21 protein-coding genes are annotated in these 20984 nt (G+C 38.0%); 5 read left to right on the forward strand and 16 right to left on the reverse strand.

Going from position 1 to position 20984, the window contains the following annotated elements; translation table 11 throughout:
• Nucleotides 1-299: 299 nt before the first annotated feature.
• Nucleotides 300-1697, forward strand: a complete 1398-nt coding sequence (locus LJY09_RS25310; RefSeq protein ID WP_154990613.1) for an amino acid permease — start codon at nucleotides 300-302, stop codon at nucleotides 1695-1697.
• A gap of 38 nt (nucleotides 1698-1735) precedes the next feature.
• Here LJY09_RS25310 and LJY09_RS25315 read toward each other — a convergent pair whose 3' ends face one another.
• Nucleotides 1736-3448, reverse strand: coding sequence for a high affinity choline transporter 1 (locus LJY09_RS25315; protein ID WP_228307453.1), 1713 nt, complete (start codon nucleotides 3446-3448; stop codon nucleotides 1736-1738).
• Nucleotides 3449-4078: 630 nt separating this feature from the next.
• Here LJY09_RS25315 and betB point away from each other — a divergent pair.
• The gene (gene betB / locus LJY09_RS25320) at nucleotides 4079-5569 is read left to right on the forward strand and encodes a betaine-aldehyde dehydrogenase (RefSeq protein WP_176521382.1); all 1491 of its coding nucleotides are present in this window, start codon (nucleotides 4079-4081) and stop codon (nucleotides 5567-5569) included.
• Between the two features lie 21 nt (nucleotides 5570-5590).
• Nucleotides 5591-6793 carry a choline dehydrogenase gene (locus tag LJY09_RS25325; RefSeq protein ID WP_016765895.1) on the forward strand — a complete coding sequence of 401 codons (1203 nt, stop codon included), beginning with the start codon at nucleotides 5591-5593 and terminating at the stop codon, nucleotides 6791-6793.
• A gap of 42 nt (nucleotides 6794-6835) precedes the next feature.
• Here the strand turns inward: LJY09_RS25325 and cudC are convergent, their stop codons facing one another.
• The 15 genes from cudC to LJY09_RS25400 all read right to left on the reverse strand — a co-directional run bounded on the left by cudC (nucleotide 6836) and on the right by LJY09_RS25400 (nucleotide 18680).
• Nucleotides 6836-7390: a choline uptake/conversion transcriptional regulator CudC gene (cudC, locus tag LJY09_RS25330; RefSeq protein ID WP_028409671.1), complete on the reverse strand. Its 555-nt coding sequence runs from the start codon at nucleotides 7388-7390 to the stop codon at nucleotides 6836-6838.
• 226 nt (nucleotides 7391-7616) lie between these two features.
• A complete protein-coding gene (csrA, locus tag LJY09_RS25335) occupies nucleotides 7617-7847 on the reverse strand; it encodes a carbon storage regulator CsrA (protein WP_029714345.1) in 231 nt (76 codons plus the stop codon).
• Nucleotides 7848-7871: 24 nt separating this feature from the next.
• Nucleotides 7872-8294: a flagellar assembly protein FliW gene (fliW, locus tag LJY09_RS25340; RefSeq protein ID WP_028412016.1), complete on the reverse strand. Its 423-nt coding sequence runs from the start codon at nucleotides 8292-8294 to the stop codon at nucleotides 7872-7874.
• An 81-nt stretch (nucleotides 8295-8375) separates the two neighbouring features.
• Nucleotides 8376-9257: a flagellar hook-associated protein FlgL gene (gene flgL, locus LJY09_RS25345; RefSeq protein WP_228307454.1), complete on the reverse strand. Its 882-nt coding sequence runs from the start codon at nucleotides 9255-9257 to the stop codon at nucleotides 8376-8378.
• 2 nt (nucleotides 9258-9259) lie between these two features.
• Nucleotides 9260-10783, reverse strand: a complete 1524-nt coding sequence (gene flgK / locus LJY09_RS25350; RefSeq protein ID WP_028412014.1) for a flagellar hook-associated protein FlgK — start codon at nucleotides 10781-10783, stop codon at nucleotides 9260-9262.
• 18 nt (nucleotides 10784-10801) lie between these two features.
• Nucleotides 10802-11263, reverse strand: coding sequence for a flagellar protein FlgN (locus LJY09_RS25355; RefSeq protein WP_228307799.1), 462 nt, complete (start codon nucleotides 11261-11263; stop codon nucleotides 10802-10804).
• Nucleotides 11264-11284: 21 nt separating this feature from the next.
• Nucleotides 11285-11539, reverse strand: a complete 255-nt coding sequence (gene flgM / locus LJY09_RS25360) for a flagellar biosynthesis anti-sigma factor FlgM (protein ID WP_014457790.1) — start codon at nucleotides 11537-11539, stop codon at nucleotides 11285-11287.
• A gap of 159 nt (nucleotides 11540-11698) precedes the next feature.
• Entirely contained in the window at nucleotides 11699-12112 is a 414-nt protein-coding gene (locus LJY09_RS25365) for a TIGR03826 family flagellar region protein (protein WP_028412012.1), read from the reverse strand.
• 61 nt (nucleotides 12113-12173) lie between these two features.
• Nucleotides 12174-12767, reverse strand: coding sequence for a ComF family protein (locus LJY09_RS25370; protein ID WP_224980623.1), 594 nt, complete (start codon nucleotides 12765-12767; stop codon nucleotides 12174-12176).
• A gap of 95 nt (nucleotides 12768-12862) precedes the next feature.
• Nucleotides 12863-14353 carry an ATP-dependent helicase ComFA gene (locus LJY09_RS25375; RefSeq protein ID WP_228307455.1) on the reverse strand — a complete coding sequence of 497 codons (1491 nt, stop codon included), beginning with the start codon at nucleotides 14351-14353 and terminating at the stop codon, nucleotides 12863-12865.
• Between the two features lie 97 nt (nucleotides 14354-14450).
• A complete protein-coding gene (locus LJY09_RS25380; RefSeq protein ID WP_033580406.1) occupies nucleotides 14451-15296 on the reverse strand; it encodes a DegV family protein in 846 nt (281 codons plus the stop codon).
• Between the two features lie 106 nt (nucleotides 15297-15402).
• Entirely contained in the window at nucleotides 15403-15840 is a 438-nt protein-coding gene (locus LJY09_RS25385; protein WP_033580405.1) for a YaaR family protein, read from the reverse strand.
• 120 nt (nucleotides 15841-15960) lie between these two features.
• On the reverse strand, nucleotides 15961-16392 hold the full coding sequence (gene fliS / locus LJY09_RS25390) for a flagellar export chaperone FliS (RefSeq protein WP_228307800.1): 432 nt from the start codon (nucleotides 16390-16392) through the stop codon (nucleotides 15961-15963).
• A 378-nt stretch (nucleotides 16393-16770) separates the two neighbouring features.
• Entirely contained in the window at nucleotides 16771-17454 is a 684-nt protein-coding gene (locus tag LJY09_RS25395) for a response regulator (protein ID WP_013059772.1), read from the reverse strand.
• A 77-nt stretch (nucleotides 17455-17531) separates the two neighbouring features.
• The gene (locus LJY09_RS25400) at nucleotides 17532-18680 is read right to left on the reverse strand and encodes a sensor histidine kinase (RefSeq protein ID WP_013059773.1); all 1149 of its coding nucleotides are present in this window, start codon (nucleotides 18678-18680) and stop codon (nucleotides 17532-17534) included.
• A gap of 438 nt (nucleotides 18681-19118) precedes the next feature.
• Here LJY09_RS25400 and LJY09_RS25405 point away from each other — a divergent pair, with 438 nt between their 5' ends.
• Together LJY09_RS25405 and LJY09_RS25410 are read left to right on the forward strand one after the other, a co-directional pair.
• Nucleotides 19119-19754 carry a YigZ family protein gene (locus tag LJY09_RS25405; protein WP_028412006.1) on the forward strand — a complete coding sequence of 212 codons (636 nt, stop codon included), beginning with the start codon at nucleotides 19119-19121 and terminating at the stop codon, nucleotides 19752-19754.
• 195 nt (nucleotides 19755-19949) lie between these two features.
• Complete coding sequence (locus LJY09_RS25410) at nucleotides 19950-20948, forward strand: LCP family protein (RefSeq protein ID WP_028412005.1); 999 nt, start codon at nucleotides 19950-19952, stop codon at nucleotides 20946-20948.
• Nucleotides 20949-20984: the final 36 nt, after the last annotated feature.

Consider the following 20984-nt stretch of genomic DNA (forward strand, 5'->3'; position numbering starts at 1 on the left):
ACATAATACCGATTTATCTTTTATCATACAAGATAAATAAGATGTATGTCGAAAACTTGTATAAAATATACGTATATACTCGACATCCCAAATGGCGAATAAGTCTATAGTGAATAAAATGAGTCTTTTTCGACTTAAAATGCGTCGATTTTAGTAACTTAAAGTCGATTTTTATAGGAATTTGATAATTGGCACACTTCTTGCTTATTATAAAGGTAAGGGGAGGAATTTCTATTTATATTTTCAGAATTTACTTTATTTTCTAATAGTCTTTCGATAATTTTAAAGGAGTGAATACGATGGGAAACAAAACAGAATCACACGGAAAGTTAAAGCAACGTCACGTTTCCATGATTTCCATTGCAGGTATTATCGGGGCCGGCTTGTTTGTAGGAAGCGGATCCGTTATTAACGCAACAGGCCCAGCAGCAGTAGTTTCATATGCAGCAGCCGGACTGTTAGTCGTTCTATTAATGCGTATGCTCGGTGAAATGGCTATGGTAAATCCAGATAAAGGTTCATTCGCGACATATGCTCAGCAAGGAATTGGCCCGTGGGCAGGTTATGCTGTTGGATGGCTTTACTGGTTTTTCTGGCTAATTGTAATTGCGATTGAAGCCACTGCAGGAGGAGCAATTGTTCATGAATGGCTCCCTTCCGTACCAATTTGGCTTTTAAGCTTAATCTTAACCTTTGCATTAACTTTAACAAACTTGTTCTCTGTCAAATCATTTGGAGAATTTGAATATTGGTTTGCTATGATTAAAATTGTGGCAATCGTTGCTTTTATGGGAATCGGTTTAGCTATTATTTTCGGATTGATCCCAGGTACATCTTCACCTGGCCTAGCTAATTTAACGGGCCACGGGGGCTTTATGCCAAAAGGTACGAACTCTATCTTTTTAGGAGTTATTACCGTTATTTTCTCTTATTTTGGAGCTGAAATTGCGGCTATTGCAGCTAGTGAATCAGAAAATCCAGCAAAAGCTATCACAACTGCTATTCGCAGTGTCGTATGGCGAATTTTAATTTTCTATATTGGTTCAGTTGCTATTTTAGTAACTCTTTTACCTTGGAACTCAGCTGATTTACTAAAAAGTCCATATGTAACAATGTTAGAAATGGTCAACATTCCAGCTGCTGCACAAATTATGAATTTAGTCGTATTAGTATCCGTTTTGTCTTGCTTGAACTCTGCTTTGTATACGAACTCACGAATGATTTTATCATTAGCTCAAAAAGGACAAGCTCCTCGTGCTTTAGCAAAAGTAAGCAAATCAGGCGTGCCGGCAAGAGCCGTATGGATTAGCACAGCTGCCGCATATGTATGTGCTATCTTTAGCTTCGTTTCGCCGGATAAACTCTTTTTATTCTTAGTTAATGCATCAGGAGCCATTGCTCTTATTGTATATTTAGCTATCGCTATTTCTCACTTACGCCTGCGTAAGAAAATGAATCGAGCCAACCAGCCAATTAAAGGGATGAAAATGTGGTTGTTCCCGTATTTAACATACGTAACAATTGCTGTTATTACCGTGATCTTCTTATCAATGGCATTTATTGATTCGATGCGCTCACAGTTTTTCTTAACTCTTGGATTAACCGCTGTGGTTCTTCTTTCATACTCGTTCATCAAAAAAACAAACAACAAGCGACCTGACGATCAATTTTCCGAGTCAGAAAATATTGCAAAATAAAAAAGCCGCATCTGCGGCTTTTTTTATTTTGTTTTTGATTATTTCTCAACCGATATGTCACGATGAAGGTTTCGAAGCGGCTGAGGCGGGCAAATACGTCGCGTTGCGTAAGAAACAATAAAAATAGTTAATAACCCGCCTACCATCGCAAATGTACGAAATGGAAACATGACCACCCCGTCTTCTATCATCGGATACGGAAGCAGCGCTTTTAAATGAAGCAGCGGTTCCCCTCCACCGATTCGAAGAACAAGAGACACAATGAATCCAGCCAAAGATCCGTACCAGTTTGCTCCTTTAAAGAACAAAGCGCAAACCAATTGTGGAAAAAGAATACAATACACTAGGTCCCCTGATAAATACCATAAGGAGTAGACACTCTCAGAGTTTAAAGCAATTAAAGTTGCTCCAGTTCCAATGATAATGATAGAACGTTTAATAACTTTATCTAACTGCGCCTGTGTCGCATTTGGTTTTACAATCGGACGATATACGTTCCAAGCTGCCATTCCCGAAGCTGAAAGTAACGAAGCCGCTACTGCAGCCATGACGGCAGCAGCTAGTCCTCCAAGCGCAATCGCTCCTACTAAATCAGGCGTTAGATATTTAAATACGTATGTTAAAATCATAGACGCGCTCTCAGGGCTTGACGCTCCAAATGAAGACCAGTCCGCACTGTAACCAATCATTCCTATTAAAGTTGGAGGCAAGGCCGCTAGAGCGCAAAAAATGCCGGCTGTAATAGATAGCCACATTGCTGCTTTTTCATTTTTAGCAGATAACACGCGCTGAAAATAAATCTGCCATGGAATACCACCAAAAATAAGTAAAAATGTGCTATCCCACCATTGCCAATATGTATTTCCCCATTTTGGATCTTCCCAGCCTTTTAATGGAGGAAATAAATGAAGAGAACCAGTCATACCTTCTGAATAAGTAGAAAAAACGGCTCCCACCCCTCCCGTATTCGAAAATGCAAAAGGAAGCACCAGAAATAATCCTAAAAACATAATAGAAAGCTGTAAGATATCGGTATGTGCTACTGCCCACAAGCCGCCAATCACGGTGTATGCAATGGCAATAAGTGCGGAAAGAATGATGGAAATTGAAAAACTGAGGCCTAAAATCACACCGAATGTTGTTCCTAAAGCAGTTAAGATAGCTGCGCTCCAAAACAGCTCTCCTAATATAGCTGGAAAATAAAGAACCGTAGCCATTTTCTTACCGAAACGAGATTCTAGAGGATCGAGCATTGTCATAAACTCAAACCTTCTCATCTTTCTAGCAAAAAAGATACCGCCTAAAATTAAGCTGATTGAATAACACCATGGCGCTTGCGTCCAAGTCAGTCCTGAGGAATAAACAGTTTCGGCCGTTCCAGCAATATACCCTCCACCTACCCAAGTAGCGGTCATTGTGAACATTGAAATCCATAGCGGCATAGATCTTCCCGCAACAAGCATATCATCTGATTTTCCTTTTTTACTTGCAGCAGCTTGAGCACCAATAAAATAAATAACACCATACATAATGAACATTAAAATGAGGCCTGGCCAATAGAGATCTGGATTATAGAGAGAATAGATAAATGCGACAACCATAAAGATGAAAAATCCTATAATAGTTGTCCATAAGGGGGTTAGTAGACGGTTGTTTCTGTTTGATTTCCCTGAAAAGTCAGAAGTCTCATTCGACTTTTCAGGCCTGGCTTGTTGTGTGTCTGAACGAAATGGCTTTTTAGCATTTTGCATCGTCTCACATCCTTTAAATTGATAAAGAAATCTAAAGACATAACTGTCCTCTATTCCTTTTTCCTACCAGCATACAATTAAACCTAAAAATAGATTTTTTTAGAATAAACTATAAATAGTTGGATTATAAATACCAATACGAAGGGGAGAAATTACGTTTATATAATTATATTAAAATAATTTAAATTGACTTATTTTATTATTCAGCTAAAAATTCATAATTATTTTCATCTTCTCTCTAAACTCCTTTCTTAATTTCCACATTCAAAATCCTTTGTTTCTCAAGGTTTGTATGCAAGCAGATATCGTACTATGGTTAATATATCTGAATGTTTAGGATATTGTCAAAAAAGTTTAAGGGTTTTCATATAAAAAAAGAATAATATTCTCATAGCTCATACATAAAAAAACCTTTTGTATCAAGGGACATAGCAATCAGTATTTTTTAATTACTTTTTGTTAAATTTTTTCTTAATATCCGAATAATCAGCTCTTAATAGAGAAGAAAATCAATTTAAATTCAGAACATTTAAAGTTTTTGGATTTGACTAAATTAAATGGCCGATGCTATAATTCAAATTGTTAAGAACGTTAAATATAAATTTAACAAATTCTATTATTTGGAGGTCGATGCTATTGGAACAAACACTTATGCTTGAGAAAATGCACATAAACGGCCAATGGGTTGAAGCACGCAGCGGCGAGAAAAGAGAAATTGTAAACCCCTTTAATCAAGAGGTTATCGCTGTCGTTACAGAAGGAAATCGTGCTGATGCCATAGAAGCCATTGAATCAGCTAGAAAAGCTTTTGATGCAGGTGAATGGTCTAAATTTACAGCGGCCGAAAGAGGTTCTTTGTTATTTAAAGTAGCGGAAGAAATTCGCAATGATCGCGAGGAACTAGCAAAGCTTGAAACCTTAAATACCGGAAAAACCCTCGTTGAAAGCCTAGCAGACATGGATGGAATTGCTGATGTCTTTCAATACTATGCTGGATTAGCAGATAAAGATGGCGGACAGATGATTGAGTCACCTAATCCCGATTCTGTTAGCCGCGTTGTCCGTGAGCCTGTAGGCGTGTGCAGCCAAATTACTCCTTGGAATTACCCGTTATTGCAAGCCTCTTGGAAATTGGCTCCCGCACTTGCTGCTGGGAACACAATTGTTATTAAACCAAGCGAAATCACCCCTTTAACAACTATTCATATGATGAAAATTTTTGAAAGAGTTGGCTTTCCAGCAGGCGTCATTAACATTGTGCTCGGTCCAGGTGCGACCGTTGGACAAGAAATGGCAGAGAGTCACTTAGTAGATTTAGTTTCCTTTACAGGTGGCGGAGTATCTGGACGTAAAGTCATGCAGGCTGCCGCAGGCAACTTTAAAAAAATTGCTCTTGAACTCGGAGGGAAAAATCCGAATATCGTCTTTGCTGACGCTGACTTTGACACTGCGGTTGACTATGCATTAAATGCGGTCTTCTTTCATGCTGGTCAAGTTTGTTCAGCTGGTGCGAGATTACTCGTTCAAGATGATATTCACGATAAATTTGTTTCAGCAGTTATTGAACAAGCCAAAAAAATTAAGCTAGGGGACGGCATGGACGAAGCCACTCAAATGGGACCCGTTATCTCAAAAGAACATCTAGCTAAAGTGGAACATTATATTGAGCTAGGGAAACAAGAAGGTGCTTCTCTTGTTTTAGGAGGCAAGCGTCCAACTCAGGATTCTTTACAAAAAGGATTATTTATCGAACCAACTATTTTTACAAACTGTCATGGAGACATGAAAGTTGTCCAAGAAGAGTCATTTGGTCCGATTATGACAATTGAGCGCTTCAGTACTGAAGAAGAAGCAGTCGCACTTGCTAACGATACGATCTATGGATTAGCTGGAGCTGTTTGGACAAGTGATATGAACCGAGCTGAACGTGTAGTGAAAGCACTCCGTATGGGAACAACTTGGATTAACGATTATCATCCCTACTTCCCGCAGGCTCCTTGGGGAGGTTATAAGCAATCTGGGATTGGAAGAGAGCTTAGCCATATCGGTCTAGAAGAGTATACGGAAATTAAACATATTTATACCAATACAAATCCACAGCCAATGCGCTGGTTTCAATAAAAATTAAGGGGGAATTTAAAGATGTTTATGCGATTTGAAAGAATGGAACGTTTAAAAAGTTTTGAGATGCCAACGGTTGTAAAACATGGAATTGGTGCTGTAAAACATACTGGAGAGGAAGTAAAAAACCTAGGTGTGTCTAAAGTTTTATTAGTAACAGATCCTGGTGTAAAAAAAGTAGGTTTAGCAGATCCCGTAATCGCTAGTTTAAAAGAAGCGGACGTAGACGTTATTCTATTTGACCAAGTAGAAGCCAACCCTTCTATTCACGTAGTAGCAGACGGCACAAAAATGTACAAGGAAAATGGATGCAACGGACTAGTAGCTGTTGGAGGCGGAAGTTCAATGGATACGGCAAAAGCTATTGGTGTAGAAGTAGCTCATAATGCTCCCGTCTTAGATTATGAAGCAGCTGAAGGAAAAAAACCTTTAACAAAACGTATCCCTCCTTTAACAACAATCCCTACAACTGCGGGTACAGGAAGCGAAGTCACACAATGGGCCGTCATTACGGATCCTGTTCGTGAGTTTAAGTTTAATACAGGTGGACCTTTAATTGCTGCTCACTTAACAATTATTGATCCAGAACTGCACGTATCTATGCCTTCACATATTACGGCCGGTACAGGAATTGACGCATTAGCTCATGCAATTGAGTGTTATACATGCCACTTTGCGCAACCAATGACAGACTCTGTTGCTTTATTGGCTATTGAGTACGTTGGAAAATACTTACGACGTGCAGTTGCAAATGGACAGGATATCGAAGCACGCTATGGAATGGCGCATGCAGCTATGCTTGCTGGCCTTTCATATGGAAGTGAATCTGCAGGAGCAGCTCACGCGATGGCTCAAACATTAGGAGGCATTTATCCAATTGCCCATGGCCCTTGCGTAGCAGCAATGCTAGGTCCTGTAATGGAGTATAACTGGATGGGTGAGCCTGAGAAATTTGCGCGCATAGCTCAAGCTCTAGGGGTCAATACACATGAACTAACACTTGAAGAAGCAGCTCAAGCAGCTGTTCGTGAAGTATATCAATTAGTTAAAGATGTACAAATCCCTTCTTTAGAAGAACAAGGTGTTCCAAAAGAAGCGGTTTCTCGCTTAGCGCAAGAAGCATTTAATGATCCTCAAACAGTTGGGAATCCTCGTGATTTAACTGTAAAAAGTTACGAATGGATTTATAACCGCTGTTTTGAAGCTACACCGTTAACCGTATAAAAATGATAAAAGGCTGTTGATTTTTCAACAGCCTTTTTTATGTTACTCTTTCGCTAATTCTTCATTTAAAATATCGATGATTCTTCGGTCGTCAAAAACTTTCACTACTTTTTTCAAGAAATGATAATAATGTTTGGACTCTATAATCTGCGCTAAATTACGCTTTGCTTTTACTGCGATCTCCTCAGGTACATCTTCATCATTTAAAAGAATCTGCAGCTTGTTTTCCGCTTCTTCGATTGCCTCTAAATTAACTGAAATTTCTCTTTGCCACTTCTTACAGAAAAATGAAAAAAAGGACTTAGAAAAATCTTTTTCTGCTTCATATAAGTCTTTTCGAACACCTTTTTTCCACACTTTGTGGACCATGTCAATATTTTGCAGTGAACGAATAGATGTACTCATCGTTGGTTTACTCATACCCAATTCTTCACTCATTTGATCTAATGTAACAGGTTCATCCATAAAATAAAGCATGCCATACAGCCTTCCTACTGAAGGTGTAACACCATATAAATCCATCGTATCAGCTAAAGCACTGACAACCACATCTTCGGCTTCTTTTAATAAATCATGATACTCTTGAACATCACTCATTTACTCTTCTCCTCTTTTGTTAAATTTATTTGAATTATACTTAATAAATTTAATGATACACGATAAAAAGGAAAAAAACAGAAATTCAGTTCAATTTTTTGATAAAAAAGAAGCCTTCTCTTAAAGAGAAAGGCTTAAGACATAGTGGGGAATACTATATGTTTATCTTTCCCGATTTAGATATTATTTATACGGTATATTTTTAATTATTTTCAACCTGATTGTTTTATTTCTTTTTCGGTAATTGTTTCAGCATATCAATAGCATGTAATGTAATTTGAGAAGCACTTTTATTTTCGTTACGTATTTCTTCATAAATCTCTTGTCTATGAATATCTACAGACTTTGGAGCTTGAATTCCTAACTTTACTTGATCACCATTAACTGCAAGGACGGTCACTTCAATTTCATCACCTATTTTGATTGTTTCATGTAACTTTCGTGTTAAAACAAGCATGGACTCACTCCTTATCTATTCCTCTTACTCAAATAACCTGTGCTTCGTTTCGTAAGCTGTATTCATTAAAATCACTTGCTTAGCAAGCTGTTGCTTTGTATTAATAATAACAGGAGCCTGCAAATTAGCCGTTATCTTTTCCACAGAATCTGACATCGTAAGCAATACGTAAACAGCTGCATCTTCCGCTTGTTGTAATTGAAGCTTTTCGATTTCCTGGGGTTCTAGTTGAAAATCATAATCTAAAAAAAACTGAAATGGATCCGTGATAATAAAAGCTAATTCTTTGGTTTGAGTAGACTGCAGAACTTGGAAAGCTTCCGCTTCCGGAAGTGGTAAAATAACAAATTCAGTTTCTTCCAAAAAACCTGGAATCCCTTGATTAAATGTCAGTGTTTGCTGATTATCTATTTCTATATCTCCATGATAGCTTGTGGAAATTTTCATCTCATCACACCTTTGCTAATTAATTTTTTCTTGTTATCTTTTTTCATTATAAAAAAGCTCCTTCTGTGTAGAAGGAGCTTTTTAACGCAAGAAATCTAGCAGCGTAGGCTGAATAATTTGAGCCCCTACTCCCAAAGCAGCACGATGCACGCTTTCTTGTACGGTTAAATCCGTAATGACTTTTTCAATATCTGCATCTTCATTATTTGAAAGCATCTTAGTAGCCGTAATTTCCTGTGAATCAAGGCGGTTTTCGATCAGCTCAAGCCGATTGCTCCTTGCTCCCAATTCAGATCGCTCCGCTAATAGCGTAGACAGCTGCGTGTCTACCTGTGTAGAAAGATCTTTTAGTGAGTTTACATCGTTTTGTTCAAAAGCTGTTTGAACATTGTTCATTAAGTCGAATGCATCTTGTCCAAAGATGTTTTCAGGATGAATATTGACTCTCAGCTGGATACCTTTTGATACCTCAACCGAAAAAGGATCCAGATTAATATTCGATTCTATCATACCGCTTGCATTCTCACTAATCGGCGCTGCTCCCACATTTACACCGTTAAAGATATAGTTTCCTGCCACCTGCGTATTGCCGACTTGCATATAATCCAGCTTTAACTGTTCAATTTCACGTGCAATCGCTTGTCGGTCACCACTTTCATTCGTACCGTTTAACCCTTGCACGACCAGCTCTTTAGTGCGCTGAAGAATGGAATTGACTTGTTCAAGTCCTGATTCTGAACTATCAAACCAAGACTGAGCTTCTGTTAAATTACGTTTATATTGATTTACTTCAGAAAGATTAGACCGATACGCCATTCCTTTCGTAGCGACTACCGGGTCATCGGAAGGACGAGTAATTTTCTTTCCCGTTGATAATTGGTTTTGAAGGGTTTCCAGCTTATTATAGCTATTGCTAATCTGTTTTAACGAATTAGCCGCTAACATTCCTTGTGTGACACGCATCTTTACCTTCCTCCAGTTCCAAGACCGTTTACAATTTTATCAAGCATTTCATCAATCATAGTCACCATACGGGCACTAGCGTTATATGCATGCTGAAACTGAATCATATTGGTCATCTCTTCATCCAATGAAACTGCACTGGTAGACTGGCGCCTTTGCTCCACAGCTCCTTGGAGAGTTTCTGAATTACTTTTTAAGCGGTTGGCTTGTTGGGCATCTACTGACATTTGGCCAATGACAGATTGATAAAATCCATCTAATGAAACAGCTCCGTTTCCGGAATTAATAAGCACCTTTTGACGAAATTGAGACAACAGCTGAGCATTTTGTCCATCTCCTTTGCGGCCAGTTCCATCATCTTCAGAAGAGGCCGAAGAAGCAGCAGCGATATTGTTTGTGTTTTGTTTGATTTTATCAGCAATAACAATTCCAGTTGCAGCTCCTTCTTTTTGAGAAATCTCATTAAAAAAGGACACACCATTCTCACCATCTAGCGTGACACCTTGTTCGTGCTTATCATTAAACCAGTTCACAAATTCATATGCCATTTCATCTAAATCATCAATCATTGAAGCGTAAACACCAGTTCTATTACCACTATTATCTATATATCCAGAAGCCTCAATTAACCCTTTAAGTTTTCCTTGAGGAAATGACTCAGGGTTCCGTATCTCATCCCCTATATGAATGCCCGTCACATAGGAATCTTGATTTGTTGTCAAACTGATGGCATTTATTTGATGAGTTTTCCCATCTAAAAGAGTAATAGGTCCTTGAGACGTTTGAAGCTGAACCGTTACCACTCCTTCTGACGTTGCAGAAGCGTTCCCGCTGCTTTTTGTATACTCTAAAGAAACCGGCATAAATTTAGAAATCTCATCTAGCAGCCGATCTCTTTCATCATACAAATCATTAGGTAAATAGCCATTTGGTTCTACGTTTTGTATTTGTTGGTTCACATTATTTATTTGCTCTAGCAACGAATTTACTTGTGTTACGGCTACGTCACGCTCGTTTTGTAAATCACCTTGAATCGTTTTTAAAGAAGTAGATAAATAAGAGAAAGTATCGCCTACTGCTTCAGCTCGTTCAATCATAACAGACCTGGCTCCTGCTTCTGAAGGGTGTGAAGCTACATCTTGAATGGCCTCAAAGAATTGATTAAAAACAGCTGAAAGTCCATCTTCAGTAGGTTCATTCATAATTTCCTCCATTTTTTCAAGAGCACCAGCGCGTGCATCCCAATACCCCACTTTAATGGTTTCATCTCGATACTGGGTATCTAAAAATGTATCACGTATTCGCTCTACCGTGCTGGCTTCTACTCCCATTCCTATTTGACCCGCAGTTCCAGTCTGATTCATCCCTGGGGCTGGATAAGCTGGGAACGTTTCTAAACTTACTCGCTGACGCGTATAGCCCGGCGTATTTGCATTAGACACGTTATGGCCAATCGTGTAAAGAGCCGCTTGTTGGGCATCCATTCCTCGTTTAGCCACCTGCAAACCATGAAATGTTGAACTCATTCTGCTTTCCTCCGTTCTTTATACCTTCGAATTAAAAATAGAGTTGGACTGAAAGGATCTATTATTTGTTTTTGTGTAATTGAACGAATCCTCTCGTTTCGATGGAACAAGAAGGTCTAGTTCGGTATGAATCAGCTGCAAAGACTGTGTGAGCAGCTGATTGTTCAAGTCATTTGCATACTTTATATCTTGAATGATATCTATTAGCTGTTTTTGAAAGGGTATCAAGATGGAGTATTCAGAGAATGAGCCTGCTATTTCTTCAATGGAGCGAGCAGTATGTCCGCTTTTTTCCATTGCTTCTATACGTTTTGTTTCCAGTGCAGAAATAGCAGCTATATGAGATTGCTCTTTTTGCAAAGAAGCCGTCAATGCCTTTACATCTTGTTTAATAATAAAATTCGTTTTCTCTTTAACAATGACATACAAACTTTTATGAAGCGTTACTTGTTTTTCTAGTATCGTTTGAATTTCTTGCACGTTCAATCAATGTCAGTCCTTTTATTTTTTATAGAAATCTACAATACTTTTAGCAATTTCTTTTCCGTTAATTTCGTATGTTCCGCTGTTAATTTGCTGTTTGAGCTTCTCCAATTTTTCAAGTCTTTCTGGAGATGGTTCATTTCCCTGAAGTTTCTTCGCCTCAGATGAAATATGAATCTGATCTTGTGGATTTTTTTTAGAGACCTGTTCTGTTTTTTCTGATTGTTTTTTGTACGGATTTATTCCAAATAAGTTCGATGGGTTAATCTTCATCTCTCTCACCTCTTTTTATATTTGTATCCGTTATCTCTATTCATTATATCGGAATTTCTACCTAAACCTTTAGCATCCGCAAGGAAGTTGAGACCATTTTCACAGTCCACCTTAAACATAGGTCTATAGATAGAGAGTCTGCAAACATTCAGCACACTTTTACTCTTTTTTCCTTTCGTTAGAACGATAGGTGGGACGCGTGGGCTCTTCATTTGAACGAATCATCTCACGATTATGCTTTTCTAACCCATGTTTAATTTCTTGAGAGCATGAATGGCAAAGTTTCCCTTCCCGAATCTGAGCGTTGCATTGCATGCATGGATAGCTTATATTTGGAAAGTTAGCTAACACTAAGCGACCTTGTCGAATAAATTGATGAATTAACAAATCTGAAACGCCCGTTTCTTTCATCACTTCGTAAGTCGTTGCTGTACGATTTGCTCTTTTCTTCAAGAATGAAGAAACACGTTGAAACAGAGCTTCTTCTTTGTCAAAACATGATTTACATATACTTATTGATCCAATTTTCACAAATAAATGACCGCATTCCCTGCAATTATCTAACGTTCCCATATTCGAAACTCCTCATTTGTTTTTTATTTTACTATCGGTCAAAGTTTTAAATTATACATCTTCATGCACGAATTAAAGTGAGCGAACGAACTGAACGTGCCCCAGCTTCCTGCAAACACTTTGCCGCTTGGCGCACGGTTGCTCCTGTTGTATAAATATCATCAATCAAGAGAAATTCTTGATTCGTAACCATTGAGGAGTCGACTACTTTAAATTCCAGCCTTTCTGTCAGCCGACTTCGCCTATTTTTCTTTGATTGCTTTGTTCCTGAACAACGAACAAGAGGCATTTCTATGTTGTCACTGATCAGTTCAGCTAGTGCTAAAGATTGGTTAAACCCTCTTTCGTATAATCTCTCCTCCGTTAAAGGTACAGGAACTAGTATAGCTTTTGGATTACATTCTTTTTTATAGAACTTATACCACTGCTCCTTGAATGCTTGGATAATTTCATAGTCTCCTTGAAATTTAAAACGCTCTATTATGCTTTGCATAAAATCACTGTACGTATAAAGAGAACGGTTAAAAAAAGAAGCATCATTCCATTTCTGACAGTCCTTACATGTGTCTAGCTCATAATGAGAAGGAGCCAGGTCTGCAAGAGAGCGGCCGCATCCCCTGCAAACGCTACTGGTGATGATGGGACATCTTTGCAAGCAAACAGTGCAAATCCTATCCGTTGAAGAAGATTTTAACAATGACCTCCAATCGAAAGAAGAGACAAGAGGTTCAAAACAAATCAGACATATTGTCATCGATCAATCAGCCCTTCCTTATAAGCTAGAGCATTCATATGTTCAATATGTCCTTTTGCTTTTCGCATAGACAGAGATTGTCCATAATGAAAAAAGACCACGTCTCCCGTTGGAAATTGAGCACTCCTCCCCACCCTTCCTGAAATCTGCACAAGAGCACTTTCAGTAAAAATCGTTTCTTCTGCTCCCAATACTGCAACATCTATGTTGGGAACCGTTACGCCTCGCTCCAATATGGTTGTCGTTACTAAAATAACGAGCTGCCCTTCTCTAAATTTCATTACTTTTTCTTTTCGCTGGGAATCTTCAGCATGGACACCGTCTACCTTTTCGGTCAGCTTTCGAATCATGTCTGTGATCGGAGCAATCCACTTAATTTGCGGGACGAAGACAAAGCATTGTTTCCCTTCATCTATTCTTTTTTTTACCCATTTCTCAACATTAGCAGGCAAGGTATCTGTTTTTATTTTTTTCTTCCAATTGCCACACCATTCAAACCGAGGAACAGGAATAAGCATTCGGTGATAGCGGGCTGGAATTTTAACTACTTGTTTTTTTCCTTGCTCAACGTCTTTTTTTAATGATTCACTTGGAGTCGCTGTTAAATAAATCTTTGACGCAACGTGTTTAGCTGCTTTTGCAACAGCATAGTGCAGCATAGGCTCTGTTGAATACGGGAATGCATCTACTTCGTCAATAATAAGCACATCGAATGCTTGATAATAATGCAAAAGTTGATGAGTGGTGGAAATAATAAGAGAGGATTCACGAAAACGGTCTTCGCTGCCTCCATACATAGCCAGCACAGATATATCCGGAAATGCCGATTGAATTCTTGGCTTTAACTCAATAACCACGTCTGTTCTTGGAGTAGCAATACAGACTTTCTTTCCGCTGTTCAACGCGGATTCAATACCTTTAAATAAAATTTCCGTTTTTCCTGCTCCGCAAACAGCCCAAATTAACAGCTCTCCATCCTTTTTTATAGCTTGAATGAGTTCATTTGAAGCACGTTCTTGAGCTTTAGACAGCGTGCCTTTCCAATTCATCACGCTGCTTTTTGGCAGGGCGTTACTTGCTGGCCCTTCCCAGTTTATAAAGGGTGTGCATTCACTTACTTTGCCCATTACAATACATGCTCGGCAATAGTAGCAGTTCTGGTGACATCTACTGCATGGAAATGAAGCGAAATAAAAAGGGCTATCACTTCCACACCGGTTGCATCTATATCGATTTTCTTTTTGGGTGATTGCTTTTTGATAGGAAATATATCCGTTTAGGTAATGTTCATGAATGAGGGGTAAAGGATAGGGAGTCTGATTGAGTAGCAGCTGCTTTCCCCTTAAAGAGCGCTGAAGATCTAAAGAGTAAGGGTATGAAGGATTTAAAGGTGGAGTTCTCCACGTATCGATTTGAGAGAGAGGAAAAGCATCAGGACTAGGCACTTGAACGGGATCTAGCAGTTCTTGTTTAACAGTAAAAAGCATCTCTTCATTCCTTTCCATTTTTATCGTACACATCTATATACGCAAAAAAAGGTGTTTTTTCCTGCAAAAAAACCAAATCAAATGATTTGGTTTTCGATTACTTTTTATACCAGCCTATACCGATGGCACCTTCACCTAAATGCGTGCCAATGACAGCCCCAAAATAAGAAAGGCTCCATTCAATATGAGGATATTCTTGTTCTAAGTCTCGTTGAATTTCTTTTGCTTCATTTTCACGATTAGAATGAATAACTACAGCTTTCATAGGTACGTTTTCTTTTGCATCTTCATCAAGAAGCTCGGTAATTCGTTTTAATGCTCGCTTACGCGTACGAATTTTTTCAAACGGAACGATTTTTTTAGATTCAAAATGGAGCACGGGCTTTACTTGAAGAAGACTGCCAATAATAGCCTGAGCAGCATTTAGGCGACCTCCGCGCTGTAAGTGAGATAAATCATCTACCATAAAATACGCACGCATTGATAGTTTCATCTCTTCGAAACGCGCAATGATTTCGTCAGGATGTTTATTTAATCGGACCATCTCGGCTCCTTCAATCGCATAAAAGCCCTGAACCATACAGCTGATTTCTGAATCAAATACGTGCACATCAAAGTCTTCTACCATGCTACCTGCCGTCAAAGCACCCTGATACGTTCCGCTAATTCCACTAGATAACGTAATAACGATAGCAGCATCGAACTGATCTCGTTTTAACTGTTCAAACAACTCTACAAATTCTCCAATAGCAGGCTGAGAAGTGGTTGGAAGATTTTTTGCTTCTTTAATTTTTTCGAAATATTGATTTGCAGTCATATCTACTTCTTCACGATATGTTTCTTCACCAAAAATAACGCTTAGCGGTACCATATGTATATGATAGTTTGATCGAATTTCCTCTGATATATAGGCGGTACTATCTGTAATAATTGCTGTTTTCATAAGATAGGGATCCATCCTTTGTTATATAAAATAATTTCACTCTATTCTACAACATTTAGGATTAAAATGCATGTAACGAGAGGTTTACCTATTAGTAAAAGCTCCTTCACGTATACATATTAATTAACAAACCTTGAATTTCCCCTACCTGCTTGAGTAAATTTAAACTGTCTTTTTCTTTTTGAAGGATATCATTTGTCAAGTCAACTAGTTTCGTATCCACTTCTTTCACTAGCTTATATACTTTAGTCGTTCCTCTGTGGTTAAATCCTCTTTCTTCATGCAGTTCAAAACCATTTTTAACGACTTCGTTCATAAACTGCTTCACAAGCGTCTTGTATTTCCGCAAAGAATCAATAGTTTGACTTTTTACTAACTGCTTTCCCTGTTCTTCAATTTTATTTATCACTTGAGTTAAATGTTCATAGGTCAGTTCTTTTTGTTTCTTTACCATTACTCCTGTAAATGAAGCCGAACTACTTACTTCTTTTTCTCTAATGAGATTCACGGAAGAAGAAAGACCGTTAATTCGCTGTAACTCCACTATGTATCTCTCCTTGCTCTGTTAGTATACACTTCATTCAGTTTAGACTTTTAGATGTGCTTGCTTGATTAGCTGAAAAGTTTCGAGAGGCATCTGATGCGTGGATATGATGATTATCCTTTAGCTAAGAGTAATACGTATGTGCTGTTCATAAGAAGACAGCTTGTTTTTGCGGAGCGAAGAGGTAACTTTAGGCGTCTCTTTTAACACTTCATTCCAAGCGTTAGAAAGCTTCTTCATCATTTGTTGAACTTCACATAAAATAAACGTATCTTTTTTTAAATTAGCCATAATTAATCTCTCAGACATATAGTTGTAAAGGGTATCTAACTGCTCTGCAATAATACCTGCTTGATATGTTAAGCCAATTCCTAGACGATATAAAATATCGTTGCACTGTTTAATTTTTTCATTCGCTGTAAAATAATCGCTGTGTTGAATTGCTCTAACAGCTTCATCAATATTTTGAATAAATTTTTCATACATCATAGCTGTTAGCTCTTGAGGAGATTTATGATAGATTAATTCTTCCGTTATAAAATTCAGCTTCATCACCTTCTTGCCTTCTTTAAATCCATTTTCTATGTGTTGCGCTATAACTCTTAAATTTTTAAAGTATACCAGTTGAGGTTTGAATAAATTCTTTTACGACCTCATATGTATCTGAATGTATTGAAGACCTTCCTTTACAAGAGCTTGCATCAAATGGATGGACATTGTTTTGAGGTATGGATGCTTTTGTCGAAAGTTGAAGGACGAGTAAATGCACAGAGGTATCACCCTTCGCCTTCCTAGAAGATATCTTCTTCCCTTAACTTATCGGTTGGTTTCCTCTCTCATTACACATGACTTTTTACCCACAATTTCAAAAAAAGTTATAAAAAGAAAAAAAAAGTCCGATATACCTAGTGGTATATCGGACTTTTGAACTTATCTTACTTCTACCCAACCGTTTTTGATAGCCACAACAACAGCTTGCGTGCGATCATTTACATTCATTTTTTGCAAAATATTACTCACATGGTTTTTAACGGTTTTTTCACTAATATATAATGCTTCTCCGATTCCTCGGTTACTTTTACCATCAGCCAACAATTGTAGCACTTCACACTCACGACGTGTTAACAAATGCAGTGGACGGCGAATCTCAATTGGTTCGTGCGGATAAGAAGACGACTGTCCTTGAGCTGCTAGTCGACGGTACTCTTTTACTAAACTATGCGTTACTTTAGGGTGTAAATATGAACCACCTTCTGCAACTACTTTCACCGCTTCAATTAACGCATCCGCATCCATTTCTTTTAGCAGATAGCCTCGTGCCCCTGTTTGCAAGGCATGAGTTACATATGTCTCATCATCATGAATAGATAAGATAATAACTTTAGCATCCGGATTTACTTCTACAAGCTTTTTCGTAGCTTCTACACCATTCACAGCCGGCATGTTAATATCCATGATTACAACATCAGGTTGATGTTCTTCTACAAGGTCAATAACTTCGCTACCGTCGTCACCTTCTGCAACTACTTCAAAATCTTTTTCGAAATCTAAAATTCTTTTTACTCCTTCACGGAATAATTGGTGATCGTCGATTATGATAATTCTTGTCTGCATGTTTGATTCCTCCCCAAATCGAACAACAAATGTTTTACTCTATATTGACCCCTATTTATATACATATCTCTGCCTTTTTAAGCGGCTATAATCGGTACTTTAATCATAACAAGCGTGCCTTGGTTAATTTTCGAATGAACAGAAATAGTCCCATCTAACAAATCAACACGCTCTTTCATTCCTATTAAGCCGAACGAATTCTCTTTTTTCTCTTCTTGATTAAAACCACAGCCGTCATCTTTGACCAGCAAAATAGCGTGTTCATTGTTGAACTCTATCTTCACCTGGATTTCCGTCGCGTCTGCATGTTTTAATGCGTTCGTTACAGCTTCTTGCACTAGACGAAACAGTGCTACTTCTAATTTTGAAGCAGTTCGCTTCTCTTGTCCAATGGAAATAAACGTAATCCGAGGCTTGCCTTCGTTATAATCTTCGATTGTATCAAGATATTTACGCAGCGTCGGAATTAGACCTAAGTCGTCAAGTGCCATCGGTCTTAAATCATATATAATTCGACGTACTTCGTATAGGGCAGAACGAACCATTTTTCGTAAATCTCGAATTTCCTCCATTGCTTCTTTTGCACTACGTTCCCGGTAAATTCGGTCAATTAATTCTGATCTCATCATAACATTTGCAAGCATTTGAGCTGGGCCGTCATGAATCTCTCTTGACAAACGTTTCCGTTCCTCTTCCTGAGCTTCAATAATCCGAAAGCCAAAATACTCTTTTTGAATAGCATCTTCTACTATTTCCCCTACTTGTTTTAAGTCACTTGTTAAATAATTTAACACAACGGAAATTTGACCTACTAAGTGATCTGCACGTTTAATCGTTTCTTCCAATGTAAGCAAGCGTCTTTCTAGTTCATCTCGACGATTGCGCAGCTGATATTCGCTTTGCTGATTCATCAGCAGCTTGGTTTGTAATTCGTGTGCTTTTTCATAAGCGTCTTTTACTTCAGGCTCTGAATAAATTTGAAAATGTCGGCTCACATCAGACAAACGCTTTCGAGCCAACCTTGCCTGAGTTTCTAATTTATCACCTTGCTCTATCGTCTCAAGAACTTTTCCTTTTAACACTTCTAACTCTTCTTTAATTTGCTGATATTCTTGTCTGGCATCTTCAGAAAGGCGATAGACTTCATTTTTACTATCTCCCACTGTGCCAATAATCTTCTCAAAAATTTCATCAAGTGCCTTGCTTGTTAATTTATGTTTCGACATTTACTCACCCCAAACTATACTCACATTCGGAGAAATGTCTATACGTTCATGCTATATATAGTATTCGTATGACCTATCTGAATTGTGAGGATAAGATCCATATTTTCTCCCTATCTGACTTTTTATATCCAAAAAGTAACGGTTGTTTTAGTACCCTCAAACTCGACATCAATCGACGCTTGACTCGCGTTATTTGAATAGATTACCATTTACGCTCACTCTTCAACAGTGACTAACTGCCTGTTTAAATCATTTCATTATTTAGCTATACAAGCCTGCACACTATTTTATTATAACGTATATTCTGTATGGCTTGTTTAAGTGATGTTGAATTTGATTAATTGATGTCTTTTCATAAACATTTTATACTAATAGCAAGTAAACAGTACGTAAATACCCGTTTTTCTTCTATTTATAACGCTAAGGAGGATTTTTTGATTGTTATCACAATATTATACCGTAAAACAAGAAGGTTCACATGAAATCACTATTCAAAAATCTAGATTCATTTGTCATATGAAACGTGTAACAACTGAGGAAGAAGCTCAGCAATTTATTCAAGACATTAAAAAACAGCACTGGAATGCTACTCATAACTGTTCAGCTTACCTAATTGGAGAACGAGATCAATTTCAAAAAGCAAACGATGATGGAGAACCAAGTGGAACAGCAGGCGTACCAATGTTAGAAGTGCTTAAAAAGAGAGGCTTAAAAGATACGGTAGTCGTCGTTACGCGCTATTTCGGAGGTATTAAATTGGGCGCAGGTGGATTGGTGCGCGCGTATGGAAAATCCGTTTCCGAAGCGTTAAATGAATTAGGTACAGTCAAACGAACTCTCATGGCGGTTATGCATACAACCGTCGACTATACATGGCTTGGAAAATTAGAAAATGAGCTTCGCAGTTCCGTTTATCTATTAAAAGAAATCCACTACGCAGACATGGTAGAGATTGAAACATTTGTAGAGGAAGCTCAAACAGAAGCATTTATTGAATGGATGACCGAGCTAACAAACGGCCAAGCAGATATTCGAGCAGGTGAGACGACCTATTTAGAAGAAGATGTAGAATGAATTATTTACTCTTATTAAAAAACATTGTACAATTGATAAATAGCGCAACTATTCTGATGGTTGCGCTACTTGTCAATGAGTAAAAACCTCGTAAAGACGCATAGCTTTGACGAGTTTGATTCATACATTCCAATTTATAACACATACTAAGTGTCACAATAAGTGTTCGAATATACGAATAAAAGGAGAAACCGTATGGCTCAATATAGACGTTTTCAAAAAAGAGTAAACAAACGGAAAAGAAAACGAAGGCTTTTTACATTTTTTCTGTTACCTATCCTTATTTTAGGGCTTTCTGCAACCGCTTATGGCTCTTATTTATTTGTTAAGGCTAAAACAGTAGCTTCTGATTCTTATGAAGGACTTGGAGATCGCGATAACTCTCCTATGCGTGATCGTAAAATCGATCCCAAAAAAGATGATATATCCATTTTATTTATGGGCGTAGATGATAGTGAAACCAGGAAGTTCGGAAAATCAGCCCGTACAGATGCTTTGATTTTGGCGACCTTTAACGAAACAAATAAAACCGTAAAGCTTGTAAGCATACCTCGAGATTCGCGGGTTTATATACCTGAAGTGAACAAAAAAGATAAAATTACGCATGCGCATGCGTACGGAGGTCCAAAAGCAACTGTAGAAACGGTAGAACAGCTGTTTAATGTCCCTGTTGATTACTATGTTAAAGTGAATTTTAAAGCTTTCACAGACATTGTAGACTCACTTGGGGGAATCGATTTTGATGTACCTTATGCGATGAGTGAAAAGGACTCAAAAGATCGTCATAATGCTATTGTCTTAAAACCAGGAAACCAACATTTAAATGGTGAAGAAGCGTTAGCTGTTGCTCGAACACGAAAACAAGACAACGATATTGAGCGAGGAAAAAGACAGCAGCAGTTGATCGAAGCCATGATTAAAAAAGCTGCTTCCATTGGATCACTTAATAAATATGGCAATCTTATCGAAGCTGTTGGCGATAATATGAAAACGAATTTAATGTTCGGTGAAATGCTTTCGTTTTATGATTACGCTTCGAAAAAAGTAGACATCGAAACCATTAACTTAGACGGTAGCGATGAAAAAATTAACGGCGTTTACTACTTCAAACTAGACAATGATTCAGTGGAAAAAGTAAGTGAAAAGCTCCGCAAGCATTTAGGCATTGAATCAACTTCAGATACAACAGAATAATTAAAAAGACCTCTTGGATATGCAAGAGGTCTTTTT

The sequence above is a fragment of the Priestia sp. J2 genome (genome assembly GCF_020790095.1).
Lineage (GTDB): Bacteria > Bacillota > Bacilli > Bacillales > Bacillaceae_H > Priestia > Priestia zanthoxyli.